We start from the raw sequence: 14,324 nt of genomic DNA on the forward strand, positions 1-14,324 counted from the left end.
TGCGGCACCCGTGACACCTCTCGCTGCGACGGAACCGGACTGGGACCGCATCCCGCTGCAGCGCGCTCCACGTCAGCAGCGCTCACGCGAGAAGGTGGCGCGAGCACTCGCGGCCGCATCCGGTCTCGTGGCACGCGAGGGCGTCGCCGCCCTGACGCTCCCGCGCGTCGCCGAGGCCGCGGGAGTCAGCGTGGGCGCGCTCTACCAGTACCTTCCCGATCGCGACGCGATCGTGCGCGCCCTCGTCGCCGAGTACCACGCACGACTCGAGGCCCTCCTCGAGAACGCGGTCGCCCTGACGCGCGCGAGCACGCCGCCCTCCGATCCCGTCGGACATGTGATCGACGCCGTGGCCGAGATCTACCGCGACCGTGACGCGGTCCGCATCCTCGGCACCGCTTCGGCCGGGGGACTCATCGACGCCGACCGCGCGGCGCACAAGCAGCGGATGGCCGAGGCCGCCGCGCGCCTCCTCCACGCCAGCGGTCTCTCCCACGACGAGACGGATGCGACGGCCCGCGCCCGCGTCGCGTTCCTCGCCGCCGACGCCGTGCTGCACGACGCCTTCGCCGTCCCGCCCGCCGCGCAGGAGCAGACCCTGCAGGAGTTGCGCCTGCTCCTGCGCCGCTACCTCCAGCCCTGACCGCGGATCCACATCCTCCCGCCCGACTCACCTCCGCCCGCCCGGCTCGCCTCCACCCGCCCGGCTCCCCCACCCGTCCGCCCGGCTCGCCTCCACCCGCCCGGCTCGCCTGTACCCGCTCGGCTCGCCTGTCAGAGATCGAGCCACACGTGTCGATCTGCGACAGGGGAACACGGACTGCCCCAGTTCACCCGTCACAGAACGACGGCTGCGAGTCGATCTGGGGCAGGGGAACACGGACGGCCCCAGCTCACCTGTCGCAGAACGACACGTGCGGTGACCGGACGCGGTGAAGCGACGGATGCGGAGGGGTCAGCCGATGGGGCCGCGCATGTCGTCGAAGCCGGCCGCGCGGGCCGAGGTGCGCACCCAGTCGAACACGATCTGGGTCTCCGTCGACGCGACCGCGGGATCCATGCTCAGGCGTGTGGCGACGAAGTCGCGCAGCTGCTCGGGCGACGTCGTGACGACGTGGATGAGGAAGTCGGTCTGGCCGCCGAGGAAGAAGAGGTTCAGGACGTTCGGCAGGCGCGAGACCTTCTCGGCGTAGGTCTTGATCGCCGGCCGCGCCTGCGCGCGGAGCTTCACCGCGACGATGGCCTGCAGGGGCAGCCCCAGAGCGGCGAAGTCGACGTCGGCGTGCGCGGATCCGAGGGCGCCGGACTCCCGCAGAGCCCGCACGCGCGCGTGCGTCGCCGAGGGCGAGAGCCCGACCCGCGCGGCGAGCGCCGCGTTGGTCTGCGACGCATCGCGACGCAGCTCCCAGAGGATGCGCTCGTCCACCGGATCGGCCCGACGGTTCTGCGCCTGCGCCATGCTCACCCCGCATCCGGCCGGAGATTGTCCGGAATTCTCGCACCGCTGAGAATTCTCTTCGGCAGGTAGTGATTCTGACACGATTTTCTTCTAGATTCGGCCCGCTCCAGACGAACATCCTGATACATCGACACGAAGGACGGCGCCATGCGCATCGGAATCCCCGCCGAGGTCAAGAACCACGAGTACCGCGTCGCCGCCACGCCGGCCGGCGTGCGCGAGCTGGTGCGGCACGGCCACGATGTCGCGGTACAGAGCGGCGCCGGCACGGGCAGCTCGATCACCGACGAGGAGTTCGCCGCCGCGGGCGCTCGCCTCGTCGACGTCGCCGAGGCCTGGTCGGCGGAGCTCGTGCTCAAGGTCAAGGAGCCGGTGGCCTCCGAGTACGGCCACCTGCGCGACGACCTCACCCTCTTCACCTACCTGCACCTGGCCGCCGACGAGCATCTCGTCGATGCGCTGCTGGGCGCCGGCACGACGGCGATCGCCTACGAGACCGTTCAGCTGCCCGATCGCTCCCTCCCGCTGCTCGCCCCCATGAGCGAGGTGGCCGGGCGCCTGTCCGTGCTGACCGGCGGCTACCACCTCCTCGGCTCGCAGGGCGGCCGCGGCGTGCTGCTGGCCGGGGTCCCCGGCGTGCGCCCCGCGAAGGTCGCGGTCATCGGCGGCGGCATCGCGGGCAGCAATGCGGTCGCGCAGGCCGTCGGGCTCGGCGCCGACGTCACCGTGCTCGACATCTCGATCCCGCGGCTGCGCCAGCTCGACGATCTGTACCGCGGCGCGGTGCGCACGGTGGCATCCAGCGCGTACGAGATCGAACGCACGGTGCTGGATGCGGACCTCGTCATCGGCGCCGTCCTCATCCCCGGCGCGAAGGCGCCACACCTCGTCTCGCACGAGATCGTCGAGCGGATGAAGACCGGAAGCGTCCTCGTGGACATCGCGATCGACCAGGGCGGGTGCTTCGAAGACTCCCACCCGACGACCCATGACGATCCGACGTTCCGTGTCGGCCCGACGATCTTCTCGTGCGTGGCGAACATGCCGGGCGCCGCGGCGGGCACTTCAACCCCGGCCCTGACCAACGCGACGCTGCCCTACGCCCTCGCCCTCGCCGACAAGGGCTGGGAGCGGGCGCTCGCCGATGACCCGGCCCTCGCACTCGGGCTCAACACGCTCCGCGGTGGTATCGCGAACGCGGGCGTCGCCGCCGCCTTCCCCGACAAGCCTCGCGCCTGACGTCGGCAGGATGCGGGGCGGCCCGCATCCGCAACACAGGAGATCACCACTCATCAGGAGGATTCCGACGGATCCGTCCTGATGAACGCACACCTTCCTGCGCAACGCACATCGCCCGCGCGTGACGGCGGTCGAGTGAGCGTGCCACAGATTACGGCGGCGTTTCCCGCACCTGCGAATCGCGGCGAATGCTTGCTCCGCGCGGGGTGCGTACGGTTTCATGAACCAACTTGGTCAAACGTCCAACTGCGACGGAGCAGGGACGAAGGAGGCGCTCATGCAGGAAACGCGGCGACCCGTGGCGGTCGTGACCGGTGCGAGTTCGGGGCTCGGACGCGGATACGCGAAGCGTTTCGCCGCCCGCGGCCACGACCTCGTGCTCGTCGCCCGCCGGGCGGATCGACTCGAGGAGCTCGCCGCCGCAGTACGCGCGCAGCATGGCCGGCAGGTCGACGTCATTCCCGCGGACCTCACCGACCCCGCCGCTCCCGGCCGGATCGCGGCCGAGCTCGCGGAGCGCTCGCTGACGGCCGAGGTGCTGGTGAACTGCGCCGGGTTCGGTACCGCCGGAGCCTTCGCCGGTGAGGACCCCGCGCGGATCGCACAGGAGATCGCGGTCGACGTGACCGCCCCCACGTTGCTCACCCGGCTGCTGCTGCCCGACCTCCTCGCCGCCGACGGCGGCATCCTCCTCATGATCTCCAGCATCGCCGGCCACCAGCCCACCCCGAATCTCGCCGTGTACGGCGCGTGCAAGGCGTTTCTCACCTCGCTCACCGCGTCGATCTGGGAGGAGAACCGCGGGTCCCGGATGCGGGTGCTCGCCGTGTGCCCGGGCCCGACGGCGACGGAGTTCTTCGAGGCGTCGGGTTCCGAGCAGTTCAAGGTGGGACGCGTCGGCACGATCGGCGAGGTGCTCGACGCGACGTTCGCTGCCCTCGACGCTCGCCGCGGACCCGTCGTCACGGTCGGCTGGGGCAACCGCATCCAGTCCTTCGGCGCGAAGCTCGCTCCGCGCCGGCTCACGCTCAGGGTCGGACGCACCGCGACCGAGCGCGCGGGACGGGGCGCTTGATGCGCCGGCTCTCCTTCGAGGAGCGTCGCAGCGAACTGCTCGACGCGGCCGTGCGGGTCATCGGCCGCGAGGGACTGGCCGCGGCCACCACGCGCGCGATCGTCGCCGAGGCAGACATGCCGCTGGGGGCGTTCCACTACGTGTTCGCCTCGCGCGACGACCTGATCGCCGCGATCGTCGAGCACATCACGGAGCAGGAGCGCCTCGCGGCGTGGATGGATGCCGACACCGACGCGACGTGCGCCGAGGTGCTGGCGCGAGGGCTGGATGCCTATCTGCGACTCCTCGAGTCGGAACCGCAGCGCGAGATGACCCTGCTCGACGTCGCCACGCATGCGATGCGGCACGATCCGGATGCGGTGAGGGGTCAGTGGGCGACCTATCGCGCCGCGGCGCGCGCCAGCCTCTCCTACGCCGCCGAGCTCGCCGACATCGCCTGGACACGCCCGCTCGACGAGCTCGCGTGGTCGCTGGCGAGCTGCCTGGACGGACTCACCCTCTCGTGGCTCAGCACGCGCGACTCGGATGCGGCACGCCGCCACATCCGTCTGCTCGCCGATGCCTTCGCCGCCTACGCCACCCCCGTGAAGGAGACCACCGATGCTGACTGAGACCGATGCGCGTGTGCTCGCGCTCACCAACGCGCGAGCCGTGCTGGGGGCACTTCCCCGCCTGGTCGAGCTGGTGCCCGAGGCCGGACGGATCCTCGGGACCCTCCCCGCGCCGACGACGCTGTCGCTCGTCGCGCCGGGGATCCCCGTGACGCGATACCGCTTCGCCCCTGACGGCATCGCCCCGGTCTCCGAGGGCCGAGGACCGACGCTGATGTTCCGTTCCGTCGATCACCTCAACGCCGTCATCGCCGGCACGGCGCAGCCCATCCCGATCGCCGGCCCCGCCGGCATCCGCTTCCTGACGCGCGTGTTCACCCCGCTCACCGACCTGCTCGGGGTCTACCTGAAACCCGATGACGAGCGCCTCGCGGATGCGGAGTTCCGCCGCCGCAGCACGCTGCTGACACTCGAGGTCGCGGCGCGCGCGATCGCGGTCGTCGGCAACGAGGACACGAGCGGGCGTTTCTCCGCGGCGCACATGCCCGACGGTGATCTCGACCTCGAGATCGGCGACGAGCTGCGCTACCGGCTCGAGGTCAAGAATCACCGCATCCGCCTCGATGACGAACTCTCGGACCCGCCGCGCGCCGCCCTCCGCTTCGCGGACCTCGACGTCGCCGGCGGCGTGATCAGCGGCCGCGACAGCGCGCTGGCCTGCGTCTGCGACGGCAGGCTCGCCATGCGCGGCTTCATCCCCCTCGTCGACAACACCAGCCGCATCCTCGACCGCGTCGGCGCCTACCTCGGAGCGTGATCATGAGCACCCCCACCCTGACCCCCGTCTACAGCTACACGAAGAGCAACGAGGCGTTCGCCCGGGCCGTGAAAGTCATCCCCGGCGGCGTTCCCGGGCACCTCGGCCCCTCCGAAGGCTGTTTCATTCCCCGATCGGCATACCCGCTGTTCTCCGAACGTGCCGAGGGCACCCGGTTCTGGGACGTCGACGGCAACGAGTACATCGACTACATGTGCGGCTACGGGCCGAACGTGCTCGGCTACGGCGACGCGGATGTGGCCGCCGCCGCCCAGGCGCAGGCACGCAAGGAGGACGTGGTCTCCCTTCCCTCGACCACGATGATCGACCTGGCGGAGCTGCTGGTGGACACCGTCGCGAGCGCCGATTGGGCGTTCTTCGCGAAGAACGGCGGCGACACGACGACGCTGGCCATCATGACCGCCCGCGCCGCGACGGGTCGTCGGCGCATCGTCTTCATCGAGGGGTACTACCACGGCGTCGCACCCTGGACGCAGAAGCTCGACTACCCCGGCGTGCTCGACACCGATGTGCAGGGCAACATCGAGGTGCCGTGGAACGACATCGAGGCCATGCGGCGGGTGTTCACCGAGCATCGCGGTGAGATCGCCGCACTCATCGCCCAGCCGTACAAGCACGGCAACTTCTTCGACAACGCCCTCCCCGCCCAGGGCTACTGGCAGGCGGTGCGGCGGCTCTGCGACGAGCACGGCGTCGTGCTGATCGTCGACGACGTCCGTGCCGGCTGGCGCCTGGACCTCGCCGGCAGCGACCACTTCTACGGCTTCGAGGCGGACCTCATCTGCTTCTGCAAGGCCATCGCGAACGGTTACAACATGTCGGCGCTGTGCGGGAAGGACAGCCTGCGCGAGGCGGTGTCGAGCATCACCTACACCGGCAGCTACTGGATGAGCGCCGTGCCTTTCGCCGCCGGCATCGCGACGATCGAGAAGCTCAAGGCGATCGACGGCCCCGCCCTGTTCCGCGAGCTCGGCACCACGCTGACGACCGGGCTCACCGAGGTCGCCGCGTCGCACGGCCGAACGCTCGTCGCCTCCGGCGAGCCGGCCCTGTTCTATCTGCGCCTCGCCGACGACGAGTCGCTCATGCTCCACCAGCGGTGGATCGCCGAATGCGTACAGCGCGGAGCGTTCTTCAGCTCCCACCACAACCACTTCATCAACGCGGCCCTCACGAGCGCCGACATCACCCGGACGCTCGAGATCGCCGACGAGGCGTTCCGCGCGATCGAGGCATGACGGCGCTGCCGGCACTGCGCACGCGTGGAGCGGCTGTCGGAGCCGCCTACGCCGCGCAGGGCCTCGGCTACGCGACGATCGTCACCGCTCTGCCGACGATCAAGGATCGTGTCGACATCGGCGACGACGCGGTGTCGATACTGCTGCTCGCGACCTGCCTCGCCGCCGCTCTCGGATCCGTGCTCGCCGACGTGATCGCCGTGCGGGCGGGCAGCAGGCTCGCCCTCACCTCCGGGCTCGCCGCCCAGGCGGTGGGACTCCTGTTCGTCAGCTTCACCGCATCCCTTCCCGTTCTGATCGTCGCGATCGTGCTCTACGGCGTGGGCCTCGGCGCGGTCGACGCGTCGTCGAACATGCAGGGCTCGCTGCTGCAGCGCCACCACGAGCGCCCGGTGTTCGGCCGGCTGTACGCCGGGTACACGGGCGCGGCGATCGTCGCCACCGGGGTCACGGCGGCGGTGCTGGCCACCGGCGCTCCCGCGGGTCTCACCCTGGTCATCGCAGCGGCGGCGCAGATCGCGATCGCCGGATGGGGCCTCGGGGCCTTCGATCCCACGCGCGCGGCGCACGAGGTCGACGACACGGCCGCATCCCGCCCGGCCCTGCCGCGCCGAGCGATCTGGGCGGTGGGCGCGATCGTGTTCGCGGCGTTCGTAGTGGACTCCGCGGTCGCGAGCTGGAGCACGATCTACCTCACCGACGGGCTCCGGGCCGACCCGGGCGTCACGCCCCTCGGCTACGGGGCGTACCTCGTCGCGATGCTGGCGGCGCGACTGGGCACGGACCCGCTCGTGCGACGGATCGGACGGATGCGGCTGGGTGTCGCGGCGGTCATCGTGGCCGTGGCCGGCGCCGTGCTGGTGGCGGCGGCGCCGTTCGTGCCGACGGCGATCCTCGGCTTCGCGGCGATGGGCGTGGCATCGGGGGCGCTCGTGCCGATCGCGTTCAGCCGTGCCGGCGAGCTGCTTCCGGAACGCAGCGACGAGGTGATCGCACGCGTGAACCTCTTCAACTACGCGGGCGCCGTCGCCGGAGCGGTCGCGCTCGGACTCATCGCCGCAGGGCCGTCGCTCGGCCCCGCATTCCTCGTGCCTGCCGTCATCCTGGCCGCACTATCGCCGCTGCTGCGCACTCTCCGCCGCCACTGACCTCGCCGCCCCCGTTCTCAGCCAGGCGAGCCTGGAGGTGCGCTGTTCCCCTGTCACAGATCGACGCCGGAGGCGCGATCTGTGACAGGGGAACAGAGAAGCGGCGCGCGGGCGGAAGGCTCAGCGGGCGAGGGCGGCGCGGATGCGGGCCATCGTCTCCAGCGTGAGGCGCGTGCGCTCCTGATCCTCGGCCGCGGCGGTCCCTCCCGCCTCGACGAGGGCTACGAAACGCTCCACCTCGCCGCGCAGCGAGTGACGCTCCTCGGGGATCTCCACGGCCTCGCGATCGCCGTCGACGGCGTGACGCACCACGCGGCGCGGGCTGACGAGATCGTCGATCGAGACGGTGGCCTGTTCCCCCTCGATCTCGCTCGGACGCCCGGCGTTCGTGATCTTCGAGTATGAGACGTCCACCACGAGACCCGGGTAGCCGAGCAGCGCAACGCCGGCACCGTCTGCGCCGCTCGCGATCGGCACATCCAGCGCCTGCACCGTGTCGGGGCGGCCGAACAGCAGCATGGCCGCGTGCACGCTGTAGACGCCGAGATCCGCGAGGGCACCGCCACCCATCGCGGGGTCGAAGATGTTGACCCGCCGCCCCGCCAGCACGTCGTCGTAGCGCGAGGACCGCTTGCCGTAGTGCAGCGACGCGCGCCGTAGGACGCCCAGCGTCGGGAGCAGGTCGCGCACGACACCGATGCCAGGGTCGTAGGCCAGCCGCATCCCCTCCATGAGGACGAGCCCGCGCTGCGTCGCCTCCCGGGTGAGCGCGATCCACTCCTGCTCGGAGTCGACGGCTGGCTTCTCGACGAAGACGTGCCTGCCGGCGGCGAGCGCCGCGCGGATCTGCTCGGCATGAACCGAGTTGGGCGAGCCGACGTACACCGCGTCGATCTCCGGATCGGCCAGCACCGCGTCCAGATCGGATGCAGCGTGCGGCGCACCGATGCGCCGGGCGATCTCGACGGCGCGGTCCGCGTCGCGAGAGGTCGCCGTGTGCAGCGCGATGCCGTCGACCTGGGCGACGGCGCGGGCGAAAGCCTCGGTGATGATGCTGGAGCCGATCGTGGCGACGTTGATCATCGCACTAGCGTAGGCGGGGCCGCGTGGGCGACGGTGCTCACGCGAGCGCGAGCGCCCGGTGAACGGACGCGACAGCGCTGGATCCCTCACCGACTGCCGCTGCCACCCGCTTCATGGATCCGCGCCGTACGTCGCCGGCGGCGAAGAGCCGGGGCAGCGAGGTCTCGAACGGCAGCGGCTCGCGTCCCAGCTGCTGCCAGCGGGAGATCGACTGCACGGTGACGTCGGTGCCGGTGCGCAAGAACCCGTGGTCGTCTCGGTCGAGCGTTCCGAGCCAGGATGTGGCGGGCTCGGCCCCGATGAAGCAGAACAGCCCACGGGCGTCGACATCGCCGACGGTGTCGATGCGTACGCTCTCGAGGACGCCGTCGCCGTCCAACGCCGTCACGTTGGCGGCCGTGTGGATGCGGACCCCGGGGCTCTCCAGCAGCCGGTCCACGAGGTAGCTCGACATGCGCTGGCGCAGGTCCGTCCCGCGCACCACGAGGTGCACGGGACAGCCGTTGCCGGAGAGATAGAGGGCGGCTTGTCCCGCAGAGTTCGCGCCGCCGACGACGACGGAGGGCGCACCCGCGACCTGATGCAGTTCGAGAGGCGTCGCCGCGTAGTAGATGCTCGAGCCTTCGAACCGCGACCACCCCTCGATGTTCAGGCGGCGGTAGGCGGCACCCGAGGTGACGATGGCGGTGCGGGTGCGGATGAGGCGGCCGTCGGCGAGGGTGACCTCGAGTCCCTCGGGGACCTCGGCGATCGCGACGGCCTCGCAGGGGGCGTAGACCCGCACCCCGAACTTGAGCGCCTGCAGCGTCGCCTGGCCGATGAGCTGGCCTCCGCTGACGCCGAACGGGAAGCCGAGGAAGTTCTCGATACGAGAGGTCGCGGCGGCCTGGCCACCGGGCGCCACGGCATCGAGGAGCACCGTGTTCAACCCCTCCGATGCGCCGTAGATCGCCGCGGCGAGACCCGCGGGCCCGCCGCCGATCACGACGAGGTCGACGGCCGCATCCGTCTCGGCCTGATAGCTCAGTCCCAGCCGGTCGGCGACGATGCCGGGCGTCGCACGCGGGACCGGCTCCCCCTGCAGGTAGGCGATCGGCAGGTCCTCGATCCGCACGCCGTGATCGGCGTGCACGCCCATGTCGTCGGGATCCACCTCGACGGCGGTGTGCACGAGGTCGAGCCGCTCGGCGAAGCGGTCGAGGGCGAGGAACTCACGCGATCCCCGGAGCCCGACGAACTTGAGCGTGAGGGCGGCGGGGCCGGTTCGCAACGATTCCCGGCGGTCCCACAGGGCGTGCAGGATCAGGTCGCAGAGCTCGTCGTCCTCCGCCATCAACCGACGCAGCTGCGCGCGCGGCACCCGCAGGATGCGGCCGGGCTCGGCGACACGGGCGGAGAGGAAGGCGCCCTGCCCGTTCAGCAGGCTCAGCTCACCCGCGAACGTGCGCGCACCCATGCGTGTGAGCACGACCTCGTCGACCCAGCCCAGACCGTCGCGCATGATCTCGATCTCGGCGGTGTCGACGAGGATCATGTCGTAGTCGTGGTCGCCGGAGCGGAACACGTAGTCCCCGGCGGCCACCTCCTCTGCGGTGCCGTACGCGCACAGCCGCTCCCACTGCGCGTCGGTCAGGTCGGAGGGACGAGTCGGCACGGCGACGGTCTCGTGGCTCATACGCGGGATTGTCCTCGTCGGTCGGCTCCGCCACAACTCGACGGGCGCGTCACCCGCGTTCGGGGCCCATGAGCGGGCGCAAGGCCCTCGTGAGGGCGGTGATGTCGGCGCGATCCGACCCCGCCAGAGCCTCCGCCTCCCGCCGCACGAGCTCCGTCATGGCCGCATCGACCACCCTGATGCCCTCCTCGGTCAGCAGGATGTAGACGCTGCGTCCGTCCGAGGGATTGCGCTTTCGCACCACGAGTCCTCGCGTCGAGAGGTTCGCCAGCCGATGCGACATCGTCGCGCTCGTGATCATCGTCCGTTCGATCAGCTGCGCGGGGCTCAGTCGGTGCGGAGGATCGGCGCGGCGCAGCGCCGCGAGCACGTCGAACTCCCAGGACGCCAGACCCGCCGTCGCGAACGCCGCAGCACGCAGTCGGTCGAGCCGGATCGCCGCACGACGCAGCCTCGACATGACGTCGAGAGGAGTGAGGTCGACATCGGGCAGGCGTCTGCCCCACGCGTCGATCAGCAGATCGACCTCGTCGTCTCGACGGTCATCGCTCACACGACGACGGTAGCGTGCGCAGGCGGCTCGCAGACGGCATCCTCCATCTCTCGCGGGGAGTGCGAGGATCGAGGGGGCGAACCCACCGGCGGACGGAGCACACGCATGACCGCGTACAACGACCACGTGATCGCCGAGTTCCGACGAAACGGCGGCCGGGTGGAGAACTTCGGCGACGCCCTCATCCTGCTGCACCACATCGGCGCCCGCAGCGGCCTTGAGCGCATCGCCCCGCTCATGACGCTGCCGGACGGCGCCGACGCGTGGCTGATCGCCGCATCCAAGGCGGGGGCCGAGGACAACCCGGCCTGGTTCCACAATCTCCGCGCACACCCCGACGTGACGATCGAGACGCCGTCGGGCGACGTGCACGTGACGGCCCGCGTGCTCGACCCCTCCGAACGGGATGCGGCATGGCGACGCTTCCTCGAAGCGAGCCCCGGTTTCGGCGACTACGAGCGACGCACGACGCGCACCATCCCGGTCGTCCGTCTGGAACGCCGATGACGGGTCAGCCCGGAGTCGACATCCCCGATGCGCGTGGACGCACGGGCCTCGACCTCGCAGGGCGCGACCTGGACGGCAACCCCAGGGTGCGGGTGCGCGAGGTCCGCGTGCTCACCTCGAACTGGTTCGTGACGCGCACGACGACCTTCGACTTCCAGCATTCGGACGGCACCTGGACCACCGAGCACCGCGAGACGTACGACCGCGGCGACGGAGCGTGCATCCTTCTCTACGACGCCGAGGCACGCTCCGTGCTGCTGACACGTCAGTTCCGCTACCCGGTCTACGTCAACCGGCATCCCGACGGCATGCTGATCGAGGCGGCGGCGGGCCTGCTCGACGACGACGCTCCCGAGGCGGCCATCCGGCGTGAGGCCGAGGAGGAGACCGGGCGCCCGGTCGGCGAGGTGGAGCACGTCTTCGACGTCTACATGAGCCCCGGCTCGGTGACCGAGCGGCTGCACTTCTTCGCCGCGCCGTACCGTCGCGGCGACGTCGTGTCGGGCGCGCGGGCGGGACTGGCCGACGAGGGCGAGGACATCGAGGTGCTCGAGCTCGATGTCGACGACGCGCTCGCGCGCATCGGTGTCGACATCATCGACGCGAAGACGATCATGCTCCTGCAGTGGGCGGCGTTGCGCGGACCGTTCGCGGCGGCCCGTTCGTGACGACGCGGCTGCTGCTGATCTCGGACACCCACATCCCGCCGCGAGCGCGAACGCTCCCGGATGCGGTGCGCCGCCTCGCCGACGACGCCGATCTGATCGTGCACGCCGGAGACTGGGTCGTCGCGGATGTCCTGGACGATCTCGCGCGGCACGGCGAGGTCGTGGGCGTCTACGGCAACAACGACGGGGCGGACCTGCGCGCCCGGCTTCCGCTGGTCGCGCACCGTCGGATCGAGGGCGTCCGGATGAGCGTGGTGCACGAGACGGGCGACGCACGCTCGCGGGAGCGCCGCATGGATGCGGCGTACCCCGAGTCCGATCTGCTCGTGTTCGGACACAGCCATATCCCGTGGGACACCGTCACGCCCGCGGGCCTGCGTCTGCTGAATCCGGGCTCTCCGACCGACCGGCGCCGGCAGCCCCACCACACCTGCATGACGGTCACGATCGACGACGCCCGCGTCGAGGCGGCACTCGTCACTCTCTGACCCGCTCGGTCAGCCCTCTTCCTCCTCCGCGAGCAGCGACCAGATCGAGGGCGGGTCACCTGCACTCCGCTGCAGGATGACGTATTCGGTCTCGGGATGCTCGGCGATGAAGCGCCGTGCGTCCGCGAGCGTCATCACGCGCTCCGTGACCTCATCGCCGTTGCGCTCCGACCAGTAGTTCTTGAACTGGACGCGGTACTCCTTCACGCCATCCGACCCGGTCACTGGATCCGGTCGATCTGCACTCGAATGAGGTCCGCCTCCGGGAAGCGGGCGAGCAGCAGATCGGCGACCTCGCGGCCGGTGTCGGCCGCACCCGCCGACGCGTCCGCGGCGATGCGCACCTGGACGAGCTCCGAGGCGGCTTCTCCGGTCACGAGCGGGGTGATGGAGCCGAGTGCGCCGGCCACCGCGTCCGCGACGCGCGGCGGGAAGACCGCGGCGACACCGGAGGAGGTGAGGACGAGCTCGGTCACCGCATCCCGCGGCGCAGAGGGCAGATTCATGACACGTCCTTTGGTGGCTGGGGGGCGTGGATGTCCTCGATCGTGACGTCGATCGCGGCGACGTCGAGATCGGTGTGGCGCTCGACGACCTCCGCGACCCGCCGCCGCACGTCGTCGGCCACGGCGTGGGCGTCGAGATCCCATGCGATGGATGCGGTGATGTCGATCGTCACCGGGGCGCCGAGCTCCTCAACGTCGCCGATGATGCGTGTGCGCCCGATGAACACGCCGTCGAGCTCGTCGGCGGCCGAGCGCAGGAGGGTGCGCACCGCCCCCTCGGCGACGGTGATCCGCACTCTCGGGTCGGGGTGGCGCACCGGCAGATCACGTCCGGACCGCAGCTCGGCCGCGACCTGATCGAGGATGCCGCCGAACCATCCCGCCGACGGCTCGGGAAGCGAGGCCGCGTCGGCGGCGAACAGATCGCGGGAGAGGTCTCCGACGCGGGAGAGGGACTCGAGGGCGTTCAGGCACTCCGGGCACTGTTCGATCTCGGCGTCGCGCGGCGAGCGCCCCGCCTCCAGATACTCGCTCAGCTCCTGGATCGTGCGTCCGCAGTCGAGGACGTCGGATGAGGCGTTCGATGCGGTCATCGCCATCCCTCCATCCCGATCATGATGCTCGCTCTGGCGCGGGCGAGGTTTCCGCGGACCGTGCTCACCGGCACGTCCAGTTCCTCCGCGATCTCGGAGTAGCCGAGACCCGCGGCTTCCCGGAGCAGCCAGGTCCGTCGCTGCGCTTCCGGCAGCCTCTCCAACGCCGCCGAGAGTGCCGCGAGTCTAGCGTTGCGTTCGGCGACGTGCTCGGGCCTGGTGCTCTCGGGTGTGGACGGTTCCCACTCATCGAACCCCTCCTCCTTCGCCGAACGGCGCAGGACCCGCAGCGCTTCGCGCGACGCGATGCGCAGCAGCCAGGCCTTGACCGACGAACCGTCGCGGAGGGTCGGCAGCTGCCGCCACGCGACGACGAAGGCGTCCTGCACCACGTCGTCGGCGTCGGCTTGCGAGCGGAGCATGCGCGCGATGTACGCGCGCATGAGCGGGCTATGCCGACGGACGATCTCCGCGAAGGCTGCGACATCGTCATCGACCGCCCGCTCCACCAGGATGCGGTCGGACAGCGCTGCGAGGTCCCTCGCCCCCGTCTCGGGCTCCGCCATCGGCTCCTCCGAAATCCGCCGGAACTTTTTTGTGACGATCCGGCGGGTAGGTGCCTCATGTCAGTAGGGCGAAGTTAGCGCCGACGACGAGAACCGTCTCGCGCTCTTGTCACCGCCCTGGCAACGAGATAAAGGAG

General features: G+C 70.8%; 18 protein-coding genes. 10 read left to right on the top strand and 8 right to left on the bottom strand.

The genetic code is table 11. The annotated features are described in order from the left end of the window. Positions 1-10 precede the first annotated feature (10 nt). Positions 11-643 carry a TetR/AcrR family transcriptional regulator gene (locus EHF32_RS10550; RefSeq protein WP_137418136.1) on the top strand — a complete coding sequence of 211 codons (633 nt, stop codon included), beginning with the start codon at positions 11-13 and terminating at the stop codon, positions 641-643. 312 nt (positions 644-955) lie between these two features. Here the strand turns inward: EHF32_RS10550 and EHF32_RS10555 are convergent, their stop codons facing one another. Continuing rightward, a complete protein-coding gene (locus tag EHF32_RS10555) occupies positions 956-1,459 on the bottom strand; it encodes an Lrp/AsnC family transcriptional regulator (RefSeq protein ID WP_137419210.1) in 504 nt (167 codons plus the stop codon). A gap of 147 nt (positions 1,460-1,606) precedes the next feature. On the opposite strand from EHF32_RS10555, the gene ald reads away from it, so the two are divergent. The 6 genes from ald to EHF32_RS10585 all read left to right on the top strand — a co-directional run bounded on the left by ald (position 1,607) and on the right by EHF32_RS10585 (position 7,548). Then, positions 1,607-2,698, top strand: coding sequence for an alanine dehydrogenase (ald, locus tag EHF32_RS10560; protein WP_137418137.1), 1,092 nt, complete (start codon positions 1,607-1,609; stop codon positions 2,696-2,698). 277 nt (positions 2,699-2,975) lie between these two features. Then, positions 2,976-3,773: an SDR family NAD(P)-dependent oxidoreductase gene (locus EHF32_RS10565; RefSeq protein WP_137418138.1), complete on the top strand. Its 798-nt coding sequence runs from the start codon at positions 2,976-2,978 to the stop codon at positions 3,771-3,773. Further along, positions 3,773-4,384 carry a TetR/AcrR family transcriptional regulator gene (locus EHF32_RS10570; RefSeq protein ID WP_137418139.1) on the top strand — a complete coding sequence of 204 codons (612 nt, stop codon included), beginning with the start codon at positions 3,773-3,775 and terminating at the stop codon, positions 4,382-4,384. Before EHF32_RS10565 ends, EHF32_RS10570 begins: the two co-directional genes overlap by 1 nt. Then, complete coding sequence (locus tag EHF32_RS10575; RefSeq protein ID WP_137418140.1) at positions 4,374-5,141, top strand: hypothetical protein; 768 nt, start codon at positions 4,374-4,376, stop codon at positions 5,139-5,141. Before EHF32_RS10570 ends, EHF32_RS10575 begins: the two co-directional genes overlap by 11 nt. A gap of 2 nt (positions 5,142-5,143) precedes the next feature. Beyond that, on the top strand, positions 5,144-6,400 hold the full coding sequence (locus tag EHF32_RS10580) for an aminotransferase class III-fold pyridoxal phosphate-dependent enzyme (protein WP_137418141.1): 1,257 nt from the start codon (positions 5,144-5,146) through the stop codon (positions 6,398-6,400). After that, positions 6,397-7,548, top strand: coding sequence for an MFS transporter (locus EHF32_RS10585; RefSeq protein WP_161594092.1), 1,152 nt, complete (start codon positions 6,397-6,399; stop codon positions 7,546-7,548). Before EHF32_RS10580 ends, EHF32_RS10585 begins: the two co-directional genes overlap by 4 nt. A 120-nt stretch (positions 7,549-7,668) precedes the next feature. Here the strand turns inward: EHF32_RS10585 and EHF32_RS10590 are convergent, their stop codons facing one another. The 3 genes from EHF32_RS10590 to EHF32_RS10600 are packed head-to-tail and all read right to left on the bottom strand — an operon-like array spanning position 7,669 to position 10,859. Next, positions 7,669-8,631: a Gfo/Idh/MocA family protein gene (locus tag EHF32_RS10590; RefSeq protein ID WP_137418143.1), complete on the bottom strand. Its 963-nt coding sequence runs from the start codon at positions 8,629-8,631 to the stop codon at positions 7,669-7,671. A 37-nt stretch (positions 8,632-8,668) separates the two neighbouring features. Next, a complete protein-coding gene (locus EHF32_RS10595; RefSeq protein ID WP_137418144.1) occupies positions 8,669-10,306 on the bottom strand; it encodes an FAD-dependent oxidoreductase in 1,638 nt (545 codons plus the stop codon). A gap of 49 nt (positions 10,307-10,355) precedes the next feature. Continuing rightward, a complete protein-coding gene (locus tag EHF32_RS10600) occupies positions 10,356-10,859 on the bottom strand; it encodes a MarR family winged helix-turn-helix transcriptional regulator (RefSeq protein ID WP_238343685.1) in 504 nt (167 codons plus the stop codon). 105 nt (positions 10,860-10,964) lie between these two features. Here EHF32_RS10600 and EHF32_RS10605 point away from each other — a divergent pair, with 105 nt between their 5' ends. The 3 genes from EHF32_RS10605 to EHF32_RS10615 are packed head-to-tail and all read left to right on the top strand — an operon-like array spanning position 10,965 to position 12,522. Then, positions 10,965-11,366: a nitroreductase family deazaflavin-dependent oxidoreductase gene (locus EHF32_RS10605; protein ID WP_137418145.1), complete on the top strand. Its 402-nt coding sequence runs from the start codon at positions 10,965-10,967 to the stop codon at positions 11,364-11,366. Beyond that, on the top strand, positions 11,363-12,034 hold the full coding sequence (locus EHF32_RS10610) for an NUDIX domain-containing protein (RefSeq protein ID WP_137418146.1): 672 nt from the start codon (positions 11,363-11,365) through the stop codon (positions 12,032-12,034). The genes EHF32_RS10605 and EHF32_RS10610 overlap by 4 nt, the downstream gene beginning before the upstream one ends. Then, a complete protein-coding gene (locus EHF32_RS10615) occupies positions 12,031-12,522 on the top strand; it encodes a metallophosphoesterase family protein (protein WP_137418147.1) in 492 nt (163 codons plus the stop codon). Before EHF32_RS10610 ends, EHF32_RS10615 begins: the two co-directional genes overlap by 4 nt. Positions 12,523-12,531: 9 nt before the next feature. Here the strand turns inward: EHF32_RS10615 and EHF32_RS10620 are convergent, their stop codons facing one another. From EHF32_RS10620 to EHF32_RS10635, 4 genes are read right to left on the bottom strand one after another with little or no spacing between them, the layout of a single operon-like run. Beyond that, positions 12,532-12,747, bottom strand: a complete 216-nt coding sequence (locus EHF32_RS10620; RefSeq protein WP_137418148.1) for a hypothetical protein — start codon at positions 12,745-12,747, stop codon at positions 12,532-12,534. Beyond that, on the bottom strand, positions 12,744-13,028 hold the full coding sequence (locus EHF32_RS10625) for a hypothetical protein (RefSeq protein WP_137418149.1): 285 nt from the start codon (positions 13,026-13,028) through the stop codon (positions 12,744-12,746). Before EHF32_RS10625 ends, EHF32_RS10620 begins: the two co-directional genes overlap by 4 nt. Beyond that, positions 13,025-13,621 (bottom strand): Asp23/Gls24 family envelope stress response protein, encoded by a 597-nt coding sequence (locus EHF32_RS10630; protein WP_137418150.1) that lies wholly within the window; start codon positions 13,619-13,621, stop codon positions 13,025-13,027. Before EHF32_RS10630 ends, EHF32_RS10625 begins: the two co-directional genes overlap by 4 nt. Next, entirely contained in the window at positions 13,618-14,187 is a 570-nt protein-coding gene (locus tag EHF32_RS10635; protein WP_137418151.1) for an RNA polymerase sigma factor, read from the bottom strand. Before EHF32_RS10635 ends, EHF32_RS10630 begins: the two co-directional genes overlap by 4 nt. Positions 14,188-14,324 lie beyond the last annotated feature (137 nt).

Source organism: Microbacterium sp. RG1 (assembly GCF_005347485.1).
GTDB classification, from domain to species: domain Bacteria; phylum Actinomycetota; class Actinomycetes; order Actinomycetales; family Microbacteriaceae; genus Microbacterium; species Microbacterium binotii_A.